This window comes from Sphingomonas sp. Leaf230 (assembly GCF_001421745.1).
GTDB lineage: Bacteria > Pseudomonadota > Alphaproteobacteria > Sphingomonadales > Sphingomonadaceae > Sphingomonas.
On the sequence record NZ_LMKW01000014.1, the window covers coordinates 16,466 to 33,493 of the forward strand.

At 66.3% G+C, this 17,028-nt stretch carries 15 protein-coding genes; 8 read left to right on the top strand and 7 right to left on the bottom strand.

Translation table 11 applies throughout. The features are described from left to right. The first annotated feature begins 109 nt into the window (after window positions 1-109). Window positions 110-1,384 (top strand): methyltransferase family protein, encoded by a 1,275-nt coding sequence (locus tag ASE82_RS18010; protein WP_056066662.1) that lies wholly within the window; start codon window positions 110-112, stop codon window positions 1,382-1,384. Between the two features lie 111 nt (window positions 1,385-1,495). On the opposite strand, the gene ASE82_RS18015 is transcribed toward ASE82_RS18010, so the two are convergent. The 3 genes from ASE82_RS18015 to ASE82_RS19905 form a co-directional block, all read right to left on the bottom strand. Continuing rightward, on the bottom strand, window positions 1,496-2,869 hold the full coding sequence (locus tag ASE82_RS18015; RefSeq protein ID WP_056066665.1) for a glutamate--cysteine ligase: 1,374 nt from the start codon (window positions 2,867-2,869) through the stop codon (window positions 1,496-1,498). A gap of 73 nt (window positions 2,870-2,942) precedes the next feature. Further along, window positions 2,943-3,692, bottom strand: a complete 750-nt coding sequence (locus ASE82_RS18020) for a 16S rRNA (uracil(1498)-N(3))-methyltransferase (RefSeq protein ID WP_056066667.1) — start codon at window positions 3,690-3,692, stop codon at window positions 2,943-2,945. 360 nt (window positions 3,693-4,052) lie between these two features. Further along, entirely contained in the window at window positions 4,053-4,214 is a 162-nt protein-coding gene (locus ASE82_RS19905; protein ID WP_200910752.1) for a hypothetical protein, read from the bottom strand. 82 nt (window positions 4,215-4,296) lie between these two features. Between ASE82_RS19905 and ubiA the strand changes: the two genes are divergently transcribed. Genes ubiA through ASE82_RS18035 form a run of 3 tightly spaced genes read left to right on the top strand, consistent with a single transcriptional unit; the run spans window position 4,297 to window position 7,402 of the window. Then, entirely contained in the window at window positions 4,297-5,238 is a 942-nt protein-coding gene (ubiA, locus tag ASE82_RS18025; protein ID WP_056066670.1) for a 4-hydroxybenzoate octaprenyltransferase, read from the top strand. 9 nt (window positions 5,239-5,247) lie between these two features. Continuing rightward, window positions 5,248-6,594 (top strand): TldD/PmbA family protein, encoded by a 1,347-nt coding sequence (locus ASE82_RS18030; protein WP_056066672.1) that lies wholly within the window; start codon window positions 5,248-5,250, stop codon window positions 6,592-6,594. Window positions 6,595-6,637: 43 nt separating this feature from the next. Then, window positions 6,638-7,402 (top strand): 3'(2'),5'-bisphosphate nucleotidase CysQ, encoded by a 765-nt coding sequence (locus ASE82_RS18035; RefSeq protein ID WP_056066675.1) that lies wholly within the window; start codon window positions 6,638-6,640, stop codon window positions 7,400-7,402. 6 nt (window positions 7,403-7,408) lie between these two features. Here the strand turns inward: ASE82_RS18035 and ASE82_RS18040 are convergent, their stop codons facing one another. From ASE82_RS18040 to ASE82_RS18050, 3 genes are all read right to left on the bottom strand, one after another. Beyond that, window positions 7,409-8,542 carry a hypothetical protein gene (locus tag ASE82_RS18040; RefSeq protein ID WP_056066679.1) on the bottom strand — a complete coding sequence of 378 codons (1,134 nt, stop codon included), beginning with the start codon at window positions 8,540-8,542 and terminating at the stop codon, window positions 7,409-7,411. Between the two features lie 405 nt (window positions 8,543-8,947). After that, window positions 8,948-9,655 carry a hypothetical protein gene (locus ASE82_RS18045; protein ID WP_235524792.1) on the bottom strand — a complete coding sequence of 236 codons (708 nt, stop codon included), beginning with the start codon at window positions 9,653-9,655 and terminating at the stop codon, window positions 8,948-8,950. Window positions 9,656-9,660: 5 nt separating this feature from the next. Continuing rightward, window positions 9,661-10,872 (bottom strand): toxic anion resistance protein, encoded by a 1,212-nt coding sequence (locus ASE82_RS18050; protein ID WP_056066683.1) that lies wholly within the window; start codon window positions 10,870-10,872, stop codon window positions 9,661-9,663. A gap of 152 nt (window positions 10,873-11,024) precedes the next feature. On the opposite strand from ASE82_RS18050, the gene ASE82_RS18055 reads away from it, so the two are divergent. The 3 genes from ASE82_RS18055 to typA all read left to right on the top strand — a co-directional run bounded on the left by ASE82_RS18055 (window position 11,025) and on the right by typA (window position 15,275). Continuing rightward, the gene (locus ASE82_RS18055; RefSeq protein WP_056066687.1) at window positions 11,025-12,038 is read left to right on the top strand and encodes a zinc-binding alcohol dehydrogenase family protein; all 1,014 of its coding nucleotides are present in this window, start codon (window positions 11,025-11,027) and stop codon (window positions 12,036-12,038) included. Between the two features lie 324 nt (window positions 12,039-12,362). Beyond that, on the top strand, window positions 12,363-13,340 hold the full coding sequence (locus ASE82_RS18060) for a DUF2268 domain-containing putative Zn-dependent protease (protein ID WP_235524793.1): 978 nt from the start codon (window positions 12,363-12,365) through the stop codon (window positions 13,338-13,340). 90 nt (window positions 13,341-13,430) lie between these two features. Beyond that, window positions 13,431-15,275, top strand: coding sequence for a translational GTPase TypA (gene typA / locus ASE82_RS18065; RefSeq protein ID WP_056051990.1), 1,845 nt, complete (start codon window positions 13,431-13,433; stop codon window positions 15,273-15,275). Between the two features lie 458 nt (window positions 15,276-15,733). Here typA and ASE82_RS18070 read toward each other — a convergent pair whose 3' ends face one another. After that, window positions 15,734-16,405 (bottom strand): L,D-transpeptidase family protein, encoded by a 672-nt coding sequence (locus tag ASE82_RS18070; protein ID WP_056066693.1) that lies wholly within the window; start codon window positions 16,403-16,405, stop codon window positions 15,734-15,736. A 212-nt stretch (window positions 16,406-16,617) separates the two neighbouring features. Here ASE82_RS18070 and ASE82_RS18075 point away from each other — a divergent pair, with 212 nt between their 5' ends. Continuing rightward, window positions 16,618-17,022 carry a hypothetical protein gene (locus ASE82_RS18075; protein WP_056066696.1) on the top strand — a complete coding sequence of 135 codons (405 nt, stop codon included), beginning with the start codon at window positions 16,618-16,620 and terminating at the stop codon, window positions 17,020-17,022. Window positions 17,023-17,028 lie beyond the last annotated feature (6 nt).

Sequence of the window (17,028 nt, forward strand, 5' to 3'; positions counted from 1 at the left end):
ATGCTGCCATTGCCGATCATCCCAAATCGACGGGGATGACCTAGCTTCTGACTGGGCGGCCAAACATGCTTCATGGCTTGCTTACCAATCCGCGCTACGGATCACCACCATGGATCACGACGCTCAGCTTGCCGATACGGCCGAGACCGACCCTCGCCCGCAGTCGGCGGTCAGTCACGGCGCAGGGTTGTCGGGACTCGTCGGCGTGCTTGTCTGGATCGGGTTCGCGCGACACTACGGCATGGACGGGCCATATTCGGCGCTCGTCAACGTCGCCGCCTGCGGGCTGTCGATGATCGTCTGGTCGTTGCTGGTCGACAAGGTTCATCGCAATCCCAGTACCGGGATCGACTGGTCGGCCGCCAAGCTCTGGCGCGAAACGCTGGACCTGAGCCTGACGAAGCTCGCCGGGCTGTGGGCGACGTGGGCGGGGATAGCGGTAATCTACGGCGCCGGGCGGTTTTACTGGGAAGGCAATTTCGCGTTCGCGATGTGGTGCTTCACCAATGCCGCACCGATCCTGTTCGTCGCGTCGATCCCGTATGTCCTTTGGATAGACCGCTATCTCGTCGAGCCGCGTGATGGCGCATGGCATCTCGGCGCGTGGCTGACCGGGCAGGCGGGTGTCGACCGCGAGGCGATCTACGGCCATCTGCGCGCCTGGGGGGTGAAGACGTTCTTCCTCGCCTTCATGCTCGCGATCGTCCCGCCGGGCTTCGGTAACTTCGTCCGCGGCGACGTCGCGTCGGTGCTGCGTGATCCGGTCGCGCTGTCGGGCTGGCTGGTGACGTTGATGTTCCTGATCGACGTGGCATTCGCGACGGTCGGCTATCTGCTCACGTTCCGCCCGCTCGATTCGCACATTCGCAGCGCAAATCCGTTCGCCGCGGCCTGGATGCCGGCGCTCATGTGCTATCCGCCGTTCATCCTGATGACGACGGGCGGCCCGCTCGATTATCATCCGGGCACGTCGGACTGGGCCTACTGGTTTCAGGGGCACCCGGTCCTGCTGGCGCTGATCGGCGCGGTGCTGGTCGGGCTGACCGCGATCTACGCCTGGGCGACGATGGCGTTCGGCTTTCGCTTCTCGAACCTCACCAACCGGGGGATCCTGACGCATGGTCCCTATGCCGTGTCGCGGCATCCGGCGTATCTGTCGAAGAACCTTTTCTGGTGGATCTCGACGATCCCGGTGCTGACGCTCGGCAGCATGGTCGACGCTGCACGTGCGACGCTGCTGATGGCGGCGGTCAGCGGCGTGTATTACTGGCGCGCGAAGACCGAGGAGCGGCATCTGAAGCTCGACCCGGACTATCGCGTGTATTTCGACTGGATGACGCGCAACGGCCTGGTACCGCGGTTGTTCGCGAAGCTGCGCGGCTAATTCCCCTCCCGCTTGCGGGAGGGGTTAGGGGAGGGGCTGACCTGGGCATCTAGCGCAACGTCCGCAGCCAAGCCCTCCCCCCGGCCCCTCCCGTAAACGGGAGGGGAGCAGTCAGAAGCTGGCCTCGTCGTAGACCTTCGAGACGTCGCCATTCCAGGCACCGTTATAGCGCTCCAACAGCACTTCGGCGGGCACCTTGCCGCTCCGCACGATCTCGCGCAGCGGATCGAGGAAGCCGGTCTCGTTGTCGCCCGCCCGGTTGAACCGCGCGCGCGCCGACAACCCCGCACCGGCGATGTCGAGCACTTCACCCGCGATATCACGCAGCTTGCCGCCGCCCGCGATCGGCGCATTCAGCGCGAGCTTCGGCACCGCATCGCGCAACGCCTGGCGCTCGTCGATCGTCCAGTCCTTGACCAGGTCCCACGCCGCATCGAGCGCACCCTGATCGTACAGCAACCCAACCCACAGCGCCGGCAGCGCACAGATCCGGTTCCAAGGCCCGCCATCGGCACCGCGCATCTCGAGGAAGGTCTTCAGTCGCACCTCGGGGAACGCGGTCGACAGATGATCGGTCCAGTCGTCGAGCGTCGGCTTCTCGCCCGGCAGCACCGACAATTCGCCCTTCAGGAAGTCGCGGAACGACAGCCCGGCGGCGTCGATATACTTGCCCTCGCGGTAGACGAAGTACATCGGCACATCGAGCGCATACTCGGCGTAGCGCTCATACCCGAAGCCATCCTCGAACACGAACGGCAGCATGCCGGTGCGGTGCGGATCGGTGTCGGACCAGATATGGCTGCGATACGACAGCATGCCGTTGGGCTTGCCTTCGGTGAACGGCGAGTTCGCGAATAGCGCGGTAGCCAGCGGCTGGAGCGCGAGACCGACGCGGAATTTCTTCACCATGTCTGCCTCGGACGCGTAGTCCAAATTCACCTGGATCGTGCAGGTCCGCAGCATCATGTCGAGCCCCATGCCGCCGACGCGCGGCATGTGCCGCAACATGATCGCATAGCGCCCCTTGGGCATCGTAGGTAGTTCGGCGCGCGTCTTGTCCGGCCACATGCCGAGTCCAAGGAAGCCGATGCCGAGCTTTTCACCCGCCGCCTTCACCTGTTCCAGATGGCGGCCGGTCTCGGCGCAGGTCTCGTGCAAACTGTCGAGCGGCGCGCCGGAAAGTTCGAACTGGCCTGCGGGTTCAAGGCTGATGCTGCCGTCGGGCCCCGACATGGCGATCGCGTTTCCGCCCTCCATGACCGGCTTCCACCCATATTGCTCCAGCTCGCCGAGCAACGCGCGGATGCCGCTCGGCTCGTCGTAGGACGGCGCGTGGTGATCGCCGTTCGCATAGACGAATTTCTCGTGCTCGGTACCGATCCGCCACGCATCCTTCGGCTTTTCGCCGCCTGCGAAACTGGCGATCAACTGGTCGCGCGACTCGATCGTCGGGCTGGTCTTTTTCGGAGCGGGAATCGTCGTCATCGCCGCGCCTTACGCGTCGATGAACGAGGGTGCTAGAGGGTATCCGGACCAATCGGTAGCAATGTCGTATCGATCATTCGCCGCGCCAATCTCCCGCCGCCGCCATCCACAAGGCAACGGCCGCCCCCGCCGCGGTTTCGGCACGAAGAATCCGCGGCCCCAGCCCGATGCCGACCGCGTTCGGATGCGCGCGAATCGCCTCGCGTTCATCGGCATCGAAGCCGCCCTCGGGCCCGATTAGGATCGCCGCCGGACCGGGCCGCGACCGCATCGCCTCCAGCGCTGGCACGCCGCCGGTCTCGTCGGCAAAGAACAGCGCGCGATCCTCCGGCCAGTCGCGGAGCAATGCGGCGAGCTTCACCGGTTCGGCGACCTCGGGCAGCGCGGTGCGCCCGCATTGTTCGGCTGCCTCGATCATCTGCGTACGCAAGCGCTCGGTATTGGGCTTGTCGACGATCGTCCGCCGGGTGACGACCGGGACCAGCCGCGCAACGCCAAGCTCGCACGCCTTCTCCGCCATCCAGTCGACCCGACCCTTCTTGAGCGGCGCGGCGCACAGCCACAGATCGGGCACATCCTCGCGCGGCCGCAGCAACTCGGTCACGTCGAGCACCAGATCGCGCTTGCCGACGCTCGACGCCACCCCGAGCCACTCTCCGGTCCGATCGTCGAACAGCTTCACGGGATCGCCGATCTTCATCCGCATCACGCCGACGAGGTAATGCGCCGCCGGCCCATCGACCTGGAGCGGACCGGCCGCGAGCGGCGTATCGATGAAGAGGCGCGGCGTGGACTGCGGCGGCCAGGCTGGGGTTGCAGGCATGGGGGCGTCCTAGCAAATCCTCCCCGGCACGGGGAGGGGGACCAGCGAAGCTGGTGGAGGGGGGCTTCCACAGGCGTCACGCTAGCGTTCAGCGTCTTCCACCAGGGTTGCGGCGCGTGTTGCGCATTCCGCCAGCAATACGCTCGCGGCGATCCCCCTCCACCCTTCGCCGATGGCGAACGGTCCCCCTCCCCGTGCCGGGGAGGATGGCACTTCTCGCCCCCCTCCCTGGAAGGGAGGGGCTGGGGGTGGGTTGGCTCGGAATTGCCGGCACGTCCGCCAAGCAGCCGACCCACCCCCGACCCCTCCCTTCCAGGGAGGGGAGAAGATTAGCCCTTCCGGCCCACACAAAAACTCAGTTCAGCGTTTCCGCCGCGCCCACATTTTTCGCGCGATCACCCAAGCCACAACCAGAATCACAACCCCAAGGATCAACACCCCCGCAACGGCCCCGGCAACGCGAAAGATCCCCCAGAACAACGCCTCGACGAAGCGGCCGACCGCGACCGAAAGGCCGATCATACAGGGGGCTCACAACGCGTCACGCCCCACCGGTACCCGGCAAAGGCTTGCGCGCCAAACCCCGTCTTCCTACGCCCCCATCATGCAGACCAAGCCGAGCCACGCTGAAATCGTCCCCGACAGCGAACACCGAGGGTTGGTCGGCCGCCTCCCGCCAACCCTCCGCGGCCTCGCGCTGCTAGCGCGATTCGACCGCCCGATCGGCTGGTGGCTGCTGTTCTGGCCAGGCGCCTGGGGCGTCGCGCTCGCCGGTGGCGCGGTCCAGCGATGGGACCTGATCCTCTGGCTCCTCCTCGGCAGCATCGCGATGCGCGGCGCCGGCTGCGTGTTCAACGACATCGTCGACCGCGACCTCGACGCGCAGGTCGCGCGCACCCGCGCCCGGCCGATCCCCAGCGGACTCGTCTCGATCAAGCTCGCCTGGGTCTGGCTCGTCGCGCTGTGCCTGATCGGCTTTGCGATCCTCCTGCAACTCACCTTCTTCGCCGCGATCGTCGCGCTCGCCAGCCTCGCCCCCGTCGCCGCCTACCCGTTCATGAAGCGCATCACCTGGTGGCCGCAGGCATGGCTCGGCATCGTCTTCTCCTGGGCACTGCTGGTCGGCTGGAGCGATATCGCGGGGGCGCTCGATAGACCGATGTGGCTGCTCTACGCCGGCTCGATCGCATGGGTGATCGGCTACGACACGATCTACGCGCTGCAGGACCGCGAGGACGACGCGATGATCGGCATCCGCTCCTCCGCGCTCCGCATGGGCACCCACGTAAAGGCCGGCGTCGGGATCTTCTACGTCACCGCCCTCGCTTTATGGGGCGCAGCGTTCTGGCAAGTCCGCCCCGACCCGCTGGCGATCGCCGCGCTCGTCCCCGTCGCGCTCCACCTCGCGTGGCAGGTCGGTACCCTCAAACCGAACACGCACGAGGGCGCGGGTACCGCCGCACTCGCCCGGTTCCGCGCGAACCGTTTTGCCGGACTGCTGATGTTCCTCGCCTGCGTGGTTGTCGGCACGAGCCTGCATCCCTAACTCGCTGATATGCTGACCCCAGACCAAGCCCGCGACCGCGCCCACGACATCGTCCAGCGCGCGAGGGCGGCGGGCGCCGACGCCGCCGACGCGGTCTTCGCCGCCGATGCCGCGCTCGACGTGTCGATCCGCCTCGGCAAGCTCGAGGATATCGGCCGGTCCGAAAGCGAGGATCTTGGCCTGCGCGTGTTCGTCGGCCAGCGTTCCGCCAGCGTCTCCACCTCCGACCTGTCGACCGCCGCGATGGATGCGCTGGTCGACCGCGCGGTCGCGATGGCGCGCGAAGCCCCCGAGGACCCTTGGGCAGGTCTCGCCCCCGCCGACCGCCTCCTCCACGGCGTCACCCCGATGCTCGGCCTCGACGACGGCGGCGAAGCCAGCCCCGAGCAACTCCGCGACGCAGCCCTCGAAGCCGAAGACGCCGCCCGCGCCGTCCCCGGCGTCTCGAACAGCGAAGGCGGCGGCGCCAGCGCCTCGCGCAGCGTCTGGGCCTTGGCCACCAGCCACGGGTTCGCCGGCGCCTATGCCGCGACCGGCTACGGCGTGTCGGCCAGCGTGCTCGCAGGCGAAGGCGGCGGCATGCAGCGCGATTACGCGCACAGCAGCGCCCGCCTCCGCGCGCATCTCGAATCGCCCGAAGCGATCGGCCGCCGCGCCGGCGAACAAGCCGTCGCGCGCCTCAACCCCGGCCGTCTCGTCAGCGGGCCCACCACGATCGTCTACGATCGCCGCGTCGGCGGGTCACTGGTTGGCCACATGCTCGGCGCGATCTCCGGCCAGGCGATCACGCGAAAAACGAGCTTCCTGCTCGACTCGCTCGGCAGCCAGGTGTTCGCGCACGGCATCACCATCCGCGACGATCCGCACCGCCCGCACGGCCTGCGCTCGCGCCCATTCGACGGCGAAGGCCTGCCCGTCTCGCCGAGCGACATCATCGTGGACGGCATGCTCGAACGCTGGTTGCTCGATTCAGCTTCGGCGCGCCAGCTCGGCCTCGAACCCACCGGTCATGCCGCGCGCGGTGTCGGCGGCGGGCCCGGCGTATCGACCAGCAACGTGTTCATGGAACCGGGCCACGTACCGCTCGAAACGTTGATCGCCGACATAGAGTCGGGCGTCTATGTCACCGAACTGATGGGCGGCGGCGCGAACGGCGTGACCGGCGATTACAGCCGTGGCGCGGCGGGCTTCAGAATCGAGAACGGCCAGATCACCACGCCGGTCGCCGAATTCACGATCGCGGGCAACGTCAAGGACATGTTTCTCGCCATGACCCCCGCCAACGACCTCGAATTCCGCTACGGCGTCAATGTGCCGACCCTCCGCGTGGAGGGGATGACGGTGGCGAGTGGCTGACCGGCGGCGCGGGCCCGAGCGCTCGCCGGCATGGCTGCGCGCTATGGCGGACGCGGTAGCGAGTATCGCCGCAGAGGCCGGCGCGATGGCGCTCGACCGCTTCGACACCGACTTTCAACGCTGGGAAAAGACCCCCGGCAGCCCGGTCTGCGAGCTCGACATCGCGATCGACCGCATGCTCAAGGCGAGGCTGTCGACCCTGCTCCCCGAAGCCGGCTGGTTGTCCGAGGAAACCGCCGACAACGCCGACCGCCTCGCGCACGACCTGCTTTGGGTGGTCGACCCGATCGACGGAACGCGCGACTATATCCGCGCACGTCCCGGCTGGTGCGTCTCGGTCGCCTTGGTCGACCGCGGCAAGCCGGTGATCGGCATCCTCGAAGCCCCCTCCCGCGACGAACGCTGGCATGCAGTGGCGGGGCAGGGCGCCACCCGCAACGGCATCCCGCTGAAAGCCGGCAACCGAACCGACTTCCCCGGTAGCCGAACCCCCGTCGACGCCCTCCCCAAAGCCGACCGAGACCTCGTCATGGTCCACAAACCCAACTCGATCGCCCTACGCATAGCGATGGTCGCCGCCGACGAAGCCGACCTCGTCGCCACCCTCCGCTGGGGCAACGAATGGGACATCGCCGCGGCTATCCTTGTCGCAAGCGAAGCGGGGGCGGTGGTGACCGATGCACTCGGTGCGCCGCTGATCTTCAACAAGCCGCGCCCGCAGGCATTTGGGGTGCTCGTCTCGACGCCGGGGATACACCCAGCCGCGGTCGCGCGCCTGGCGGACCGGGCCCGCGCGATCAACGGCTAGTGCCGGTCAGCGACTTGCCGTTATCTTCGTATCCGGCAGCGTCAGGTCGAGCACCTCCAGTTCGCCGGGGCCACCACGTCTATTGATCAGACTGCCGGTAGGCGTTTGATACGTGCCGCGCAGCGAGAACCGCTCGACCCTGTAGACGCCGCGCGCGCCCGCCGCTCCGTCCGTACCCGTATAGCGGCGCGCGGATACCTGCTTGACCAGATACCCCGCCCACCCCGTCGACCGCGATCCGCGCAGGATCTCGGCATCGTCGGTCTTGCCATCGGGCTTGATCCAGAACCCGATATCGACCCACTGGATCGAGCCGACATCGGACGAGCTGGCCGGCACCGGGTTCCTGAGGTCGAATTTGGCGGCTGCGTCCCGTGCCGCCGCCTCTGCCGTCGGTTCATAGGGAGGGCCCCAGATCAGCACCGGTCGGGTCGTCGTGTCGTGGCCGATCTCCCGCACCAACCGGTCGACTTGACCATCATCGGCACGTTGCGCTGCCAGTCGCAAGCGGACCACCTGCGACACCGATCGAAGCGCGGGGTCGGTCGCGGCGGGTCTCGCCTCGGCTTCGGCCAGAAGGCGGGCGGCCCCGGCGGGATCGTTCCGCGCGTTGGCCAGTTCGGCGCGACGCAATGTCGCCAGCATCGCCAACGTCGCGTTGCCGTCGGCAAGCGCCTGCCGTTCGACCGCGCGATAGGAACGCTCCGCAGTGCGTCCGTCGCGCAGTGCCAGCCACATGTCGCCGGTGGCGAACGCGGCGGCAGTCACCGCGGGATCGTCGCGCGGTAAATTTTCGCGCAGCGTGCGAACTTGGCCACCTACTGCTTTCTTGAAGACATCCATTTCGCCGTCGTGCAGCGACACCGTCGCATAGGCTTCATATAGCGCCGCGACCGGCTTTGGCGCGATCGCGGCATTCTGCTTGTTGCGTGCGACTGCGGCAGCGAGTGTCCGCCTAGCCCGCTGATAGGCGCCTTGGCGGAATTGCTGTTCGGCAAACGCGATCGAGACCTGCGCATCGCGAAGCGGCGGGCAACCTTGCTCGACGCAGGCCTGGTATGCTTCGTCCAGACGTTTGCCCGACACGATGATGTCGGGTGTAGCGGCCTGCATCGCCAGCACGAAAAGCAACCCGATCATGGTCCAGCCTCCGGATCTATCCGGCGACATCGTGCATGATTCGGATCAACGATCAAAGTCTAAATTCATCGGGTCTGATTGCAGTTCATGGCACGCGCTTGCGCTACTGCACCCCGTCTTTCTTGTATTCGATCTTATTTCCGAAACGCGCGCGTCGCGAGATTGTCGAGGTCGCTGCAAGCCAGACGAGCGCTTATCATTGAAACACCGCTCGATCCGCGAATTGCCAGCTACCCGAGCACGCGCTTGCCCTTCGTGCGGCTGGTCAGGTGAAATTGCAGGCAGCGGTCGCACCGATACGCCCTGATCGGCACGCGCCCGGCTCCCGCCACCACGAGCGCGTCAGCTTCGGAGACGAAGCGCGCCTTGCGGCGGCAGACGCTAAGCCGGGTGCGTTTCAGCTGCTCAATCCTTGTACTTCATCTCCAGGAAGCGACCGCGGGTCGACAAATTGTCGAGGTCGCTTTGCGCGAGGCGGGCGGTCATCTCGCCGATCTCCTGTTCGATCAGCTTCAGCCCGTCGACCAGCTCGGCGTCGGGCGAGCGACCGTTGCGCGGCGTCGTGCGGAGCGACGCCGGGACCTTCTCGTAATCCTTGACGAACGCCGGCAATTGCTCGCCGATCAGTTTGCGCACATCGACCGCTTCCTGCGTGTTCGCGTCGAGCGTCGCGAGCTGCGGGGTCAGCGTTTCGAGGCGCAGACCGATCCGGTCGACCAAGGTTATCGCCGGCGCGGGGAGGGCGGGGCGTTGCGCTTCGAGCCAGCGTTCCGTCTGTGCGGGGAGGGCACGGATGTCGACCGCCGCGAGTCGCTCGGGCGTGGGCGCGCGTTCCGCCGGCCAGACCGCGAACAGGACGGTGGCCGCGACCAGCAGCGCCATCACGAGCATCGCGCCGCCGATCCCGAGCGGAACGATCCAGCCGATCACCATCGCCGCGATCAGGATCGACACGTCCGCGACCGCGATCCGGGTCAGCCGCTTGCCGATCGCCTGTGTTTGCCTAGTCCGCCCTCGCGATGGCGAGCGTGCGATGACGGTGCCCGTCCGGTCGTCGGAAATGCGCGACCATGAGGCGCGGGCACTGGCGATGGCGTCGTCGACTTCGCTCACGAGGGTTACATCGCCTCCAGCTTGAACGGGCTGGCGGAAGGTCCGCCCAACTGCCCCTGCGTCGCGCCTTCAGCCCGCGCGATATAGCCACGGGATTTATCGACCTCGTTCGACAGCGCGCCGACGGTGACCTTCATCGAATCGAGCGCCTTCAGCTTGAACACGTCGATCGCGTCCATCGTGTCGTAGATATTCTGGAACGCGCGTTGCAGCGTCTCCAGCGGGATCGTCGCCGACGCGGCCTGTTCGTGAATCTGCGCGGTCTGCGATTTGAGCAGCTTGCCGGTCGAATCGATGATGTTCGCGGTCGTCGTGTTTAGCGCGGTGATCTGCTCCAGCACGAGCTTCTGGTTGGTCAGCGCCTGCGCCACCGTCACCGCGGTGCGCAGCGCGGACACGGTCGTGGTCGACGCGCGATCGACGCCCTTCACCAGCTCGACATTGTTCTTCTTGACCAGATCGAGCGCGAGATAGCCCTGTACGGTCACCGCCATCTGAGTCAGCAGGTCCTGCGTGCGCTGGCGCGTATAGAACAACGCGGTCTCGCGGATCGCCTTCGCCTTGGCGGGGTCGCTGTGATCGAGATCGTTGGCGACGTCCTCCAGCTTGGCGTCCATCGTCTTCGACAGATGGATCATCTGCTCGAGCCGACCCATCGCCGCCCACAGGTTCGCGCGCTCGGTATCGATCGCGGCATTGTCCATCAACAGCTCGTCCTTGCCCGAACCGAGGCTCTTCAGGATCTGCGCGATGTGAGTCTGCGACGACTTATAGCCGTCGAAATAATTGCGCATCTTGCCACCGAACGGGATGATCCCGAACAGCTTCTGCGGCGCGGTCAGGTTGCCCTTCTTGCCGGGATCGAGATCCTCGACGACGCGGCGCAGCTCGGCGAGATCCTTGCCGACGCCGGTCTCCTGATCCATCGCCTTGACCGGGCGATCGAGGAAGCGGTTCGACTGGCCGGCGGCGTCGCGGATTTCCTTGGCGCCCATCGCGGTGATCGCATCGACGCGCTTGCCGAATTCGGGCGAATTGACGTCCTGCGCGACGAGATCGGTGACGAAGCCCGACACGCGCTCCTCCAGCTGCGACTTCACGCCGGCATCGACGGGGACGAGGCCGGACGCCTTCGCAGCCGCAACCGTGGGCACCGGATCGGGCGGGGTCAGCACCAGGCCCGGCTCTTCCGTCAGCGTGTTCGGGGTCGTCGCCATGCTTGTCTCTCCGTTCGGTGGGGCATCGTGGCTGCAACCCGCCCCGCGTTCAAGTGGCGTATATAGATAATACACTCAGGCTTGCCAACAGCTCTCCTTGAAACCGGCAGGTCGCGTGGACAGCTTGGTCGCGACATCACAGGAGTTCCAGCATGCGCGCCATCGGCTATACCAAGTCGCTCCCGATCGACGATCCGCAGTCGCTCGTCGACCTCGACCTCCCCAAGCCCGAGGCTGTTGGCCGCGACCTGCTGGTCGAGGTGAAGGCGGTTTCGGTCAACCCGGTCGACACCAAGATCCGCCAGCGTCGCGAAGATCCGGACGGCAAGCCTCAGGTGCTGGGCTGGGACGCATCGGGCATCGTCGTCGCAGTCGGTCCGGACGTGACCGGGTTCGCGGTCGGCGACGAGGTGTTCTACGCAGGCGCGATCGACCGGCCCGGTACCAATTCCGAATATCACCTCGTCGACGAGCGCATCGTCGGCCACAAGCCGGCGTCGCTCGACTGGGCGCAGGCGGCGGCGCTGCCGCTGACCTCGGTCACCGCGTGGGAGACGCTGTTCGACCGCCTCGACGTGCGCAAGCCCGTCCCCGGCGCGGCGAACGCGATCCTGATCATCGGCGGGGCAGGCGGGGTCGGCTCGATCACGATCCAGCTCGCGCGGCAGCTCACCGACCTGACCGTGATCGCCACCGCCTCGCGCGACGAGACGCGCGGCTGGATCGAGGGGCTCGGCGCGCATCACGTGATCGACCACCGCAAGCCGCTCGCCGCGCAGATCGAGGCGCTCGGGCTGGGGGCGCCGGGGTTCGTCTTCTCGACGACGCATACCGACGAGCACATCGCCGAGATCGGCGAGCTGCTGGCGCCGCAGGGTCGGCTGGCGCTGATCGACGATCCGAAGACGCTCGACATCGTGCCGCTCAAGCAGAAGTCGATCTCGGTGCACTGGGAGCTGATGTACACGCGCTCGCTGTTCCAGACCGCGGACATGGGCGAGCAGGGGGTGTTGCTCGACGAGGTCGCGCGGCTGGTGGATGCGGGGACGATCCGGACGACGCTGGCGGAGAATTTCGGGCGAATCGACGCTGCGAATTTGCGGAAGGCGCATGAGCGGATCGAGAGCCACACGGCCAAGGGGAAGATCGTGCTGGAGGGATTCTGAGCCATTCCCTTCGGCGATGATCGCCACCTAAGTTCAAGCCCCACCCCGGCGAAGGCCGGGGCCCAATTGGGGGACGCTGCTAACGGATGGCGACGCTCCATTATCGCCACCTTTCCAATTGGGCCCCGGCCTTCGCCGGGGTGGAGAGAATGGAGGGCGGAGCGCTTCTTCTTGTTCCCTCGTGAACGCGGGGGCCCAGGAGCCAGGGACGTTACTGCTCGTGACCCTGGACCCCCGCCTTCGCGGGGGAACGCGTTGGGCTGATGGGGCATCTCCCGCCGAATGAGACTGGCGGCAGCGCAAACACACGATACGCTGCATACCATGCTCCGTCCGTTGATCCTCGCGCTCGCGCTCCTCCCCGCGGCCGCCACGAATCGTCCCCCGCCAGCCGACCCGCTCACCGCCACGATCCACACCGAAGACGCCGACCGCTTCGCGACCCTCTTCGCCAAAACCAAGGGCAAGCCCACCGCCGCGCAACTGAAACGCGAGTATCTCGACAAGGGCAGTTTCGGGATCGGCGTCTTCACCCCCGGCCGGATCGTCGACGCGGACAATCTCGCGCGCGCCATCGCCGCCAACCCCACCCGCTACGCGCAGGCGATCAAGACCTGCCTCCCCGCCGCCAAGGCCGCCACCGCCGATCTCCGCGCGATCTATCTCGGCCTCCACGGCGCGCTCCCCGACGTGAAGCTCCCGCAAGTCTATATAGTCTTCGGCGCGAACACTTCGGGCGGCACCGCGAAGCCGGGCGCCCAGGTACTCGGCCTCGAAGTCCTCTGCCGCATGTCACCCACGCCCGAGAAACTCCGCCAGACGCTCCGCCATTTCTTCGCGCACGAGACGGTGCATTCGTTCCAGCAGGACGCCGGCATGACGCTCGCCCGCGATTCCCTGCTCACCGCGATCCTCGTCGAGGGCGCGGCGGACTTCATCGCGCAACTCGTCACCGGCGAGGAGCCCGACGCCACGCGCGCCGCCTGGGCCACGCCGCGCGAGGCCGAACTCTGGCGCCAGATGCAGGCCGACATCGCGCTCACCCGCACGCTCACCGACAAGGACGACCCCGAGGAAGGCTCGCCCGAAGCCAAGGCGTATGCGCGCTGGATCGGCAACTACTCCACGCCGCCCGCCGGCTGGCCGCCCGAACTCGGCTATTGGATGGGGCTGCGGATCTGGCAGCGTTACTACGCCGCCGCACCCGACAAACACGCCGCGCTAAGGGCAATGCTGGCGGTCCGCGATCCTCGTGCTATTCTCGCCGCCGGAACATACAAGCGCCGCGGAGGTTCCCTCTAAAGGCGACGAAATGCCGCTGCGTCTTCCCGCGGCGCAACAATTACGCTATGGCGCGCGCCAACCCCGTTCCTCGATCAAGAGAATACATTCATGAGCCTCCGCAACGTGGCGATCATTGCGCACGTCGATCACGGCAAGACGACGCTGGTCGACCAGCTCTTCCGCCAGTCCGGCACCTTCCGCGACAACCAGCGCGTCGAAGAGCGCGCAATGGATTCGAACGACCTCGAAAAAGAGCGTGGCATCACCATTCTCGCCAAGCCGACCTCGGTCGACTGGACCCCTCCCGGTGAGTCCGAGAGCATCCGCATCAACATCGTCGACACGCCCGGCCACGCCGATTTCGGCGGCGAAGTCGAGCGCATCCTGTCGATGGTCGACGGGGTCGTCCTGCTGGTCGATTCGTCGGAAGGCGCGATGCCGCAGACCAAGTTCGTCACCGGCAAGGCGCTGGCACTCGGCCTGAAGCCGATCGTCGTCGTCAACAAGGTCGATCGCAACGACGCGCGCATCCAGGAAGTGCTCGACGAAGTGTTCGATCTGTTCGTGTCGCTCGACGCGAACGACGACCAGCTTGACTTCCCCGTGCTCTACGCATCGGGTCGCAACGGCTATGCCTCGACCGACATGGACGCGCGCGAAGGCACGCTGATCCCGATGTTCGAGACGATCGTGAAGCACGTGCCGCCGCCCGCCGTGGAAGTCGCCGGCGTGCCGTTCACCTTCCTCGTCACGCTGCTCGACCGCGATCCGTTCCTCGGCCGCGTCCTCACGGGTCGCGTCAATTCGGGTACCGTGAAGACCAACCAGGCGATCCACGCGCTCGATAACGATGGCAAGATCATCGAGACCGGTCGTGCGTCCAAGATCATGTCGTTCCGTGGTCTTGAGCGCGTTCCCGTCGACGAAGCCAAGGCCGGCGACATCATCTCGCTGGCAGGTCTCTCGGTCGCTACGGTTGCCGACACGATCGCCGACATCACGGTGACCGAGCCGCTGCACGCGCAGCCGATCGATCCCCCCACGCTGTCGATGCGTTTTGCCGTGAACGATTCGCCGATGGCGGGCCGTGAGGGCAGCAAGGTGACGTCGCGCATGATCCGCGAGCGCCTGTTCCGCGAAGCCGAGTCGAACGTTGCCGTCAAGGTGACCGAGGCGGCCGACAAGGACAGCTTCGAAGTCGCCGGCCGCGGTGAGCTTCAGCTGGGCGTGCTGATCGAGACGATGCGCCGCGAAGGCTTCGAACTGGGCATCTCGCGTCCGCGCGTGCTGTTCGGCGAGGACGAGAACGGCAAGAAGACCGAGCCGTACGAGACCGTCATCATCGACGTCGACGAGGAGCATTCGGGCACCGTCGTCGAGAAGATGAACACGCGTAAGGCCGAGCTGACCGACATGCGTCCGTCGACCGGCGGCAAGACCCGCATCACCTTCTCGGCGCCGTCGCGCGGGATGATCGGCTATCATGGCGAATTCCTGTCCGACACGCGCGGCACGGGCATCATGAACCGGCTGTTCGAGAAGTATGGTCCGCACAAGGGCGCGATCGAGGGCCGCAAGAACGGCGTGCTGATCTCGAACGGTTCGGGCGAGGCGAACAACTACGCACTGGGTCCGCTCGAAGAGCGCGGCATCCTGTTCGTGGGCCACGGCGAGGCGCTCTATGAGGGCATGATCGTCGGCGAGAACGCGAAGCCGGATGACCTCGAGGTCAACCCGATGAAGACCAAGGCGCTGACCAACTTCCGCGCGTCGGGCGGCAAGGACGACCAGGTCCGCCTGTCCCCGCCGAAGCGCGCGACGCTGGAGCAGGCGATCGCGTACATCGACGACGACGAGATGGTCGAAGTCACGCCAAAGTCGATCCGCCTGCGCAAGCGCTTCCTGGATGCGAACGAGCGCAAGCGCGCTAGCCGCGCTAAGCAGAGCGCGTAAGCCTGGCACGGCGAAGCCGGCCAAGCTTACAAGCTCGGCCGGCCTCGCTCAGGCGAGGTCCGACGACGCGGCTTTGCCGTGTCGCGCTGGGCAGGAAATGCAGAAGGGCCGGGGGGAAACCTCCGGCCTTTTTCGTTTGCTTGGCCCGATCCGATCACTCAGCCACACGCCGTCATTCCCGCGGAGGCGGGAACCCATACTGGCTAGCCTAGCGAGTCAATTGCAGACGTCAGAGGATATGGATCCCCGCTTACGCGGGGATGACGGACGTTGGTGGTGGGGGGGTAGGGGCTGCACAAAGCAGCAGTCGACGCGGTCGCGATCATACTCGCTACCGTCATCCTGACGAAAGTCAGGATCCAGAGCCACGAAGGTCGTCAGCCGTTACTCTGGATCCTGACTTTCGTCAGGATGACGGAGGGGACGATCCGCGGCAATTGCCAGTCGCTCGCCCGCCCTCAAGCAGCAGTGATCCGCCCGCCCCGCGCCAACATCTCCCCACTCGTAACGATCACCCGATCGCCAAGCTTAACCTGCTGGAAAATCAACTTCGCAAACGCAGTCGGCACCCCGACGCACCCATGCGTAGCGTACTTCCCATCCATCAACGCGCTACCATGGATCGAAACCCCATCATTGGTCAGCCGCATCATGTACGGCATCGGCGCCCCGTACAGGTTCGAAACATGATGCGCGTCCTTCTGCGTGATCTTGAACACGCCGAGCGGCGTCGGCTTCTCGTCCGCCCCATAGATCACGGCCGCCGTCCCGATCTCGTACCCGCTGCGGAAGATCGACAAGGTCTGCGCAACCAGGTCGACGGTGATGACGATCGGCCCCTCCGGCACGCCCGCCGTATCCCAATAATACGCGCCATGTCGCAAAGGCTCGGGAACGTTCAGCACCCGCTTCACGACATATGCGTCGGCCGGATCCTCCGCAGCGACGGCAACGGGCTTCGGCGCCACCTTAGCAACCGGCATAGCAACGGGAGCCTTGGTCACCCGCGCAGGCGCCTCGACCGCCCGTACCTTCACCGGAGACCCCGACAAGGCCAGCCCACCGATCAGCACCGCACTCCCGCCGAGCACGGCAAAGGCGATCGCTCGCGTCGTCATCATCCTGCGCATCGCCGCACCCTATCCGATATTCGTAAACATTGCCCAGCAAGCGCAGCGCCAGCCGTGTCCCCGCACGGGACCACCTCCGCCAGCTATACCGTGGGTTAACAACCCGTTCCGACACAGTTCAGGCCGAATCACCTAAAGCCTGAAACACGGTCGGACACTTATGCGTTTGTCCCAAGCGGACCGGGCGTAACTAGTAACGGAGTTCGGAAGAGATGAACGGATTTTTCAAGAAAGCAGGCCTCGGCGTCGCACTCGCCGCAACGGCTCTGACGGCAGCAGCACCGGCCGACGCGCAGCGTTGGGGACGCGGCGGCTATGGGCGCGGCTACGGCGGCGGCTGGCACGGCCATCGTGGCGGCGGCAATGCGGCTGGCGCAGCAGTGCTTGGCGGCATCCTCGGCCTGGGTGTCGGTGCGGCGATTGCCAGCAGCAACAACCGCAATCGGTACTATGACCGCGGGTATTACAACGGCGGCTATTACGCGCAGCCGCCAGTGGCCTATTACAACCCGCCGGTGCGGACCTACTACCGTGAGGATTACCGCCCGCGGTGCTGGAACGAGTGGCGCGTCGACCCCTATTACGGCGACCGGGTATCGGTGCAGGTCTGCAGCTGATCCGAT

Bases quoted from the DNA above. Each gene is read 5' to 3' on its own strand.
- ASE82_RS19905 (WP_200910752.1), bottom strand. From the start codon at position 4,214: ATGATCGGCCTTTCGGTCGCGGTCGGCCGCTTCGTCGAGGCGTTGTTC.
- ASE82_RS18030 (WP_056066672.1), top strand. From the start codon at position 5,248: ATGCTGACCCCAGACCAAGCCCGCGACCGCGCCCACGACATCGTCCAG.
- ASE82_RS18075 (WP_056066696.1), top strand. From the start codon at position 16,618: ATGAACGGATTTTTCAAGAAAGCAGGCCTCGGCGTCGCACTCGCCGCA.
- ASE82_RS18055 (WP_056066687.1), top strand. From the start codon at position 11,025: ATGCGCGCCATCGGCTATACCAAGTCGCTCCCGATCGACGATCCGCAG.
- ASE82_RS18060 (WP_235524793.1), top strand. From the start codon at position 12,363: ATGCTCCGTCCGTTGATCCTCGCGCTCGCGCTCCTCCCCGCGGCCGCC.
- ASE82_RS18035 (WP_056066675.1), top strand. From the start codon at position 6,638: ATGGCGGACGCGGTAGCGAGTATCGCCGCAGAGGCCGGCGCGATGGCG.
- ASE82_RS18070 (WP_056066693.1), bottom strand. From the start codon at position 16,405: ATGCGCAGGATGATGACGACGCGAGCGATCGCCTTTGCCGTGCTCGGC.
- ASE82_RS18040 (WP_056066679.1), bottom strand. From the start codon at position 8,542: ATGATCGGGTTGCTTTTCGTGCTGGCGATGCAGGCCGCTACACCCGAC.
- ASE82_RS18010 (WP_056066662.1), top strand. From the start codon at position 110: ATGGATCACGACGCTCAGCTTGCCGATACGGCCGAGACCGACCCTCGC.
- ASE82_RS18050 (WP_056066683.1), bottom strand. From the start codon at position 10,872: ATGGCGACGACCCCGAACACGCTGACGGAAGAGCCGGGCCTGGTGCTG.
- ASE82_RS18015 (WP_056066665.1), bottom strand. From the start codon at position 2,869: ATGACGACGATTCCCGCTCCGAAAAAGACCAGCCCGACGATCGAGTCG.
- ubiA (WP_056066670.1), top strand. From the start codon at position 4,297: ATGCAGACCAAGCCGAGCCACGCTGAAATCGTCCCCGACAGCGAACAC.
- ASE82_RS18020 (WP_056066667.1), bottom strand. From the start codon at position 3,692: ATGCCTGCAACCCCAGCCTGGCCGCCGCAGTCCACGCCGCGCCTCTTC.
- typA (WP_056051990.1), top strand. From the start codon at position 13,431: ATGAGCCTCCGCAACGTGGCGATCATTGCGCACGTCGATCACGGCAAG.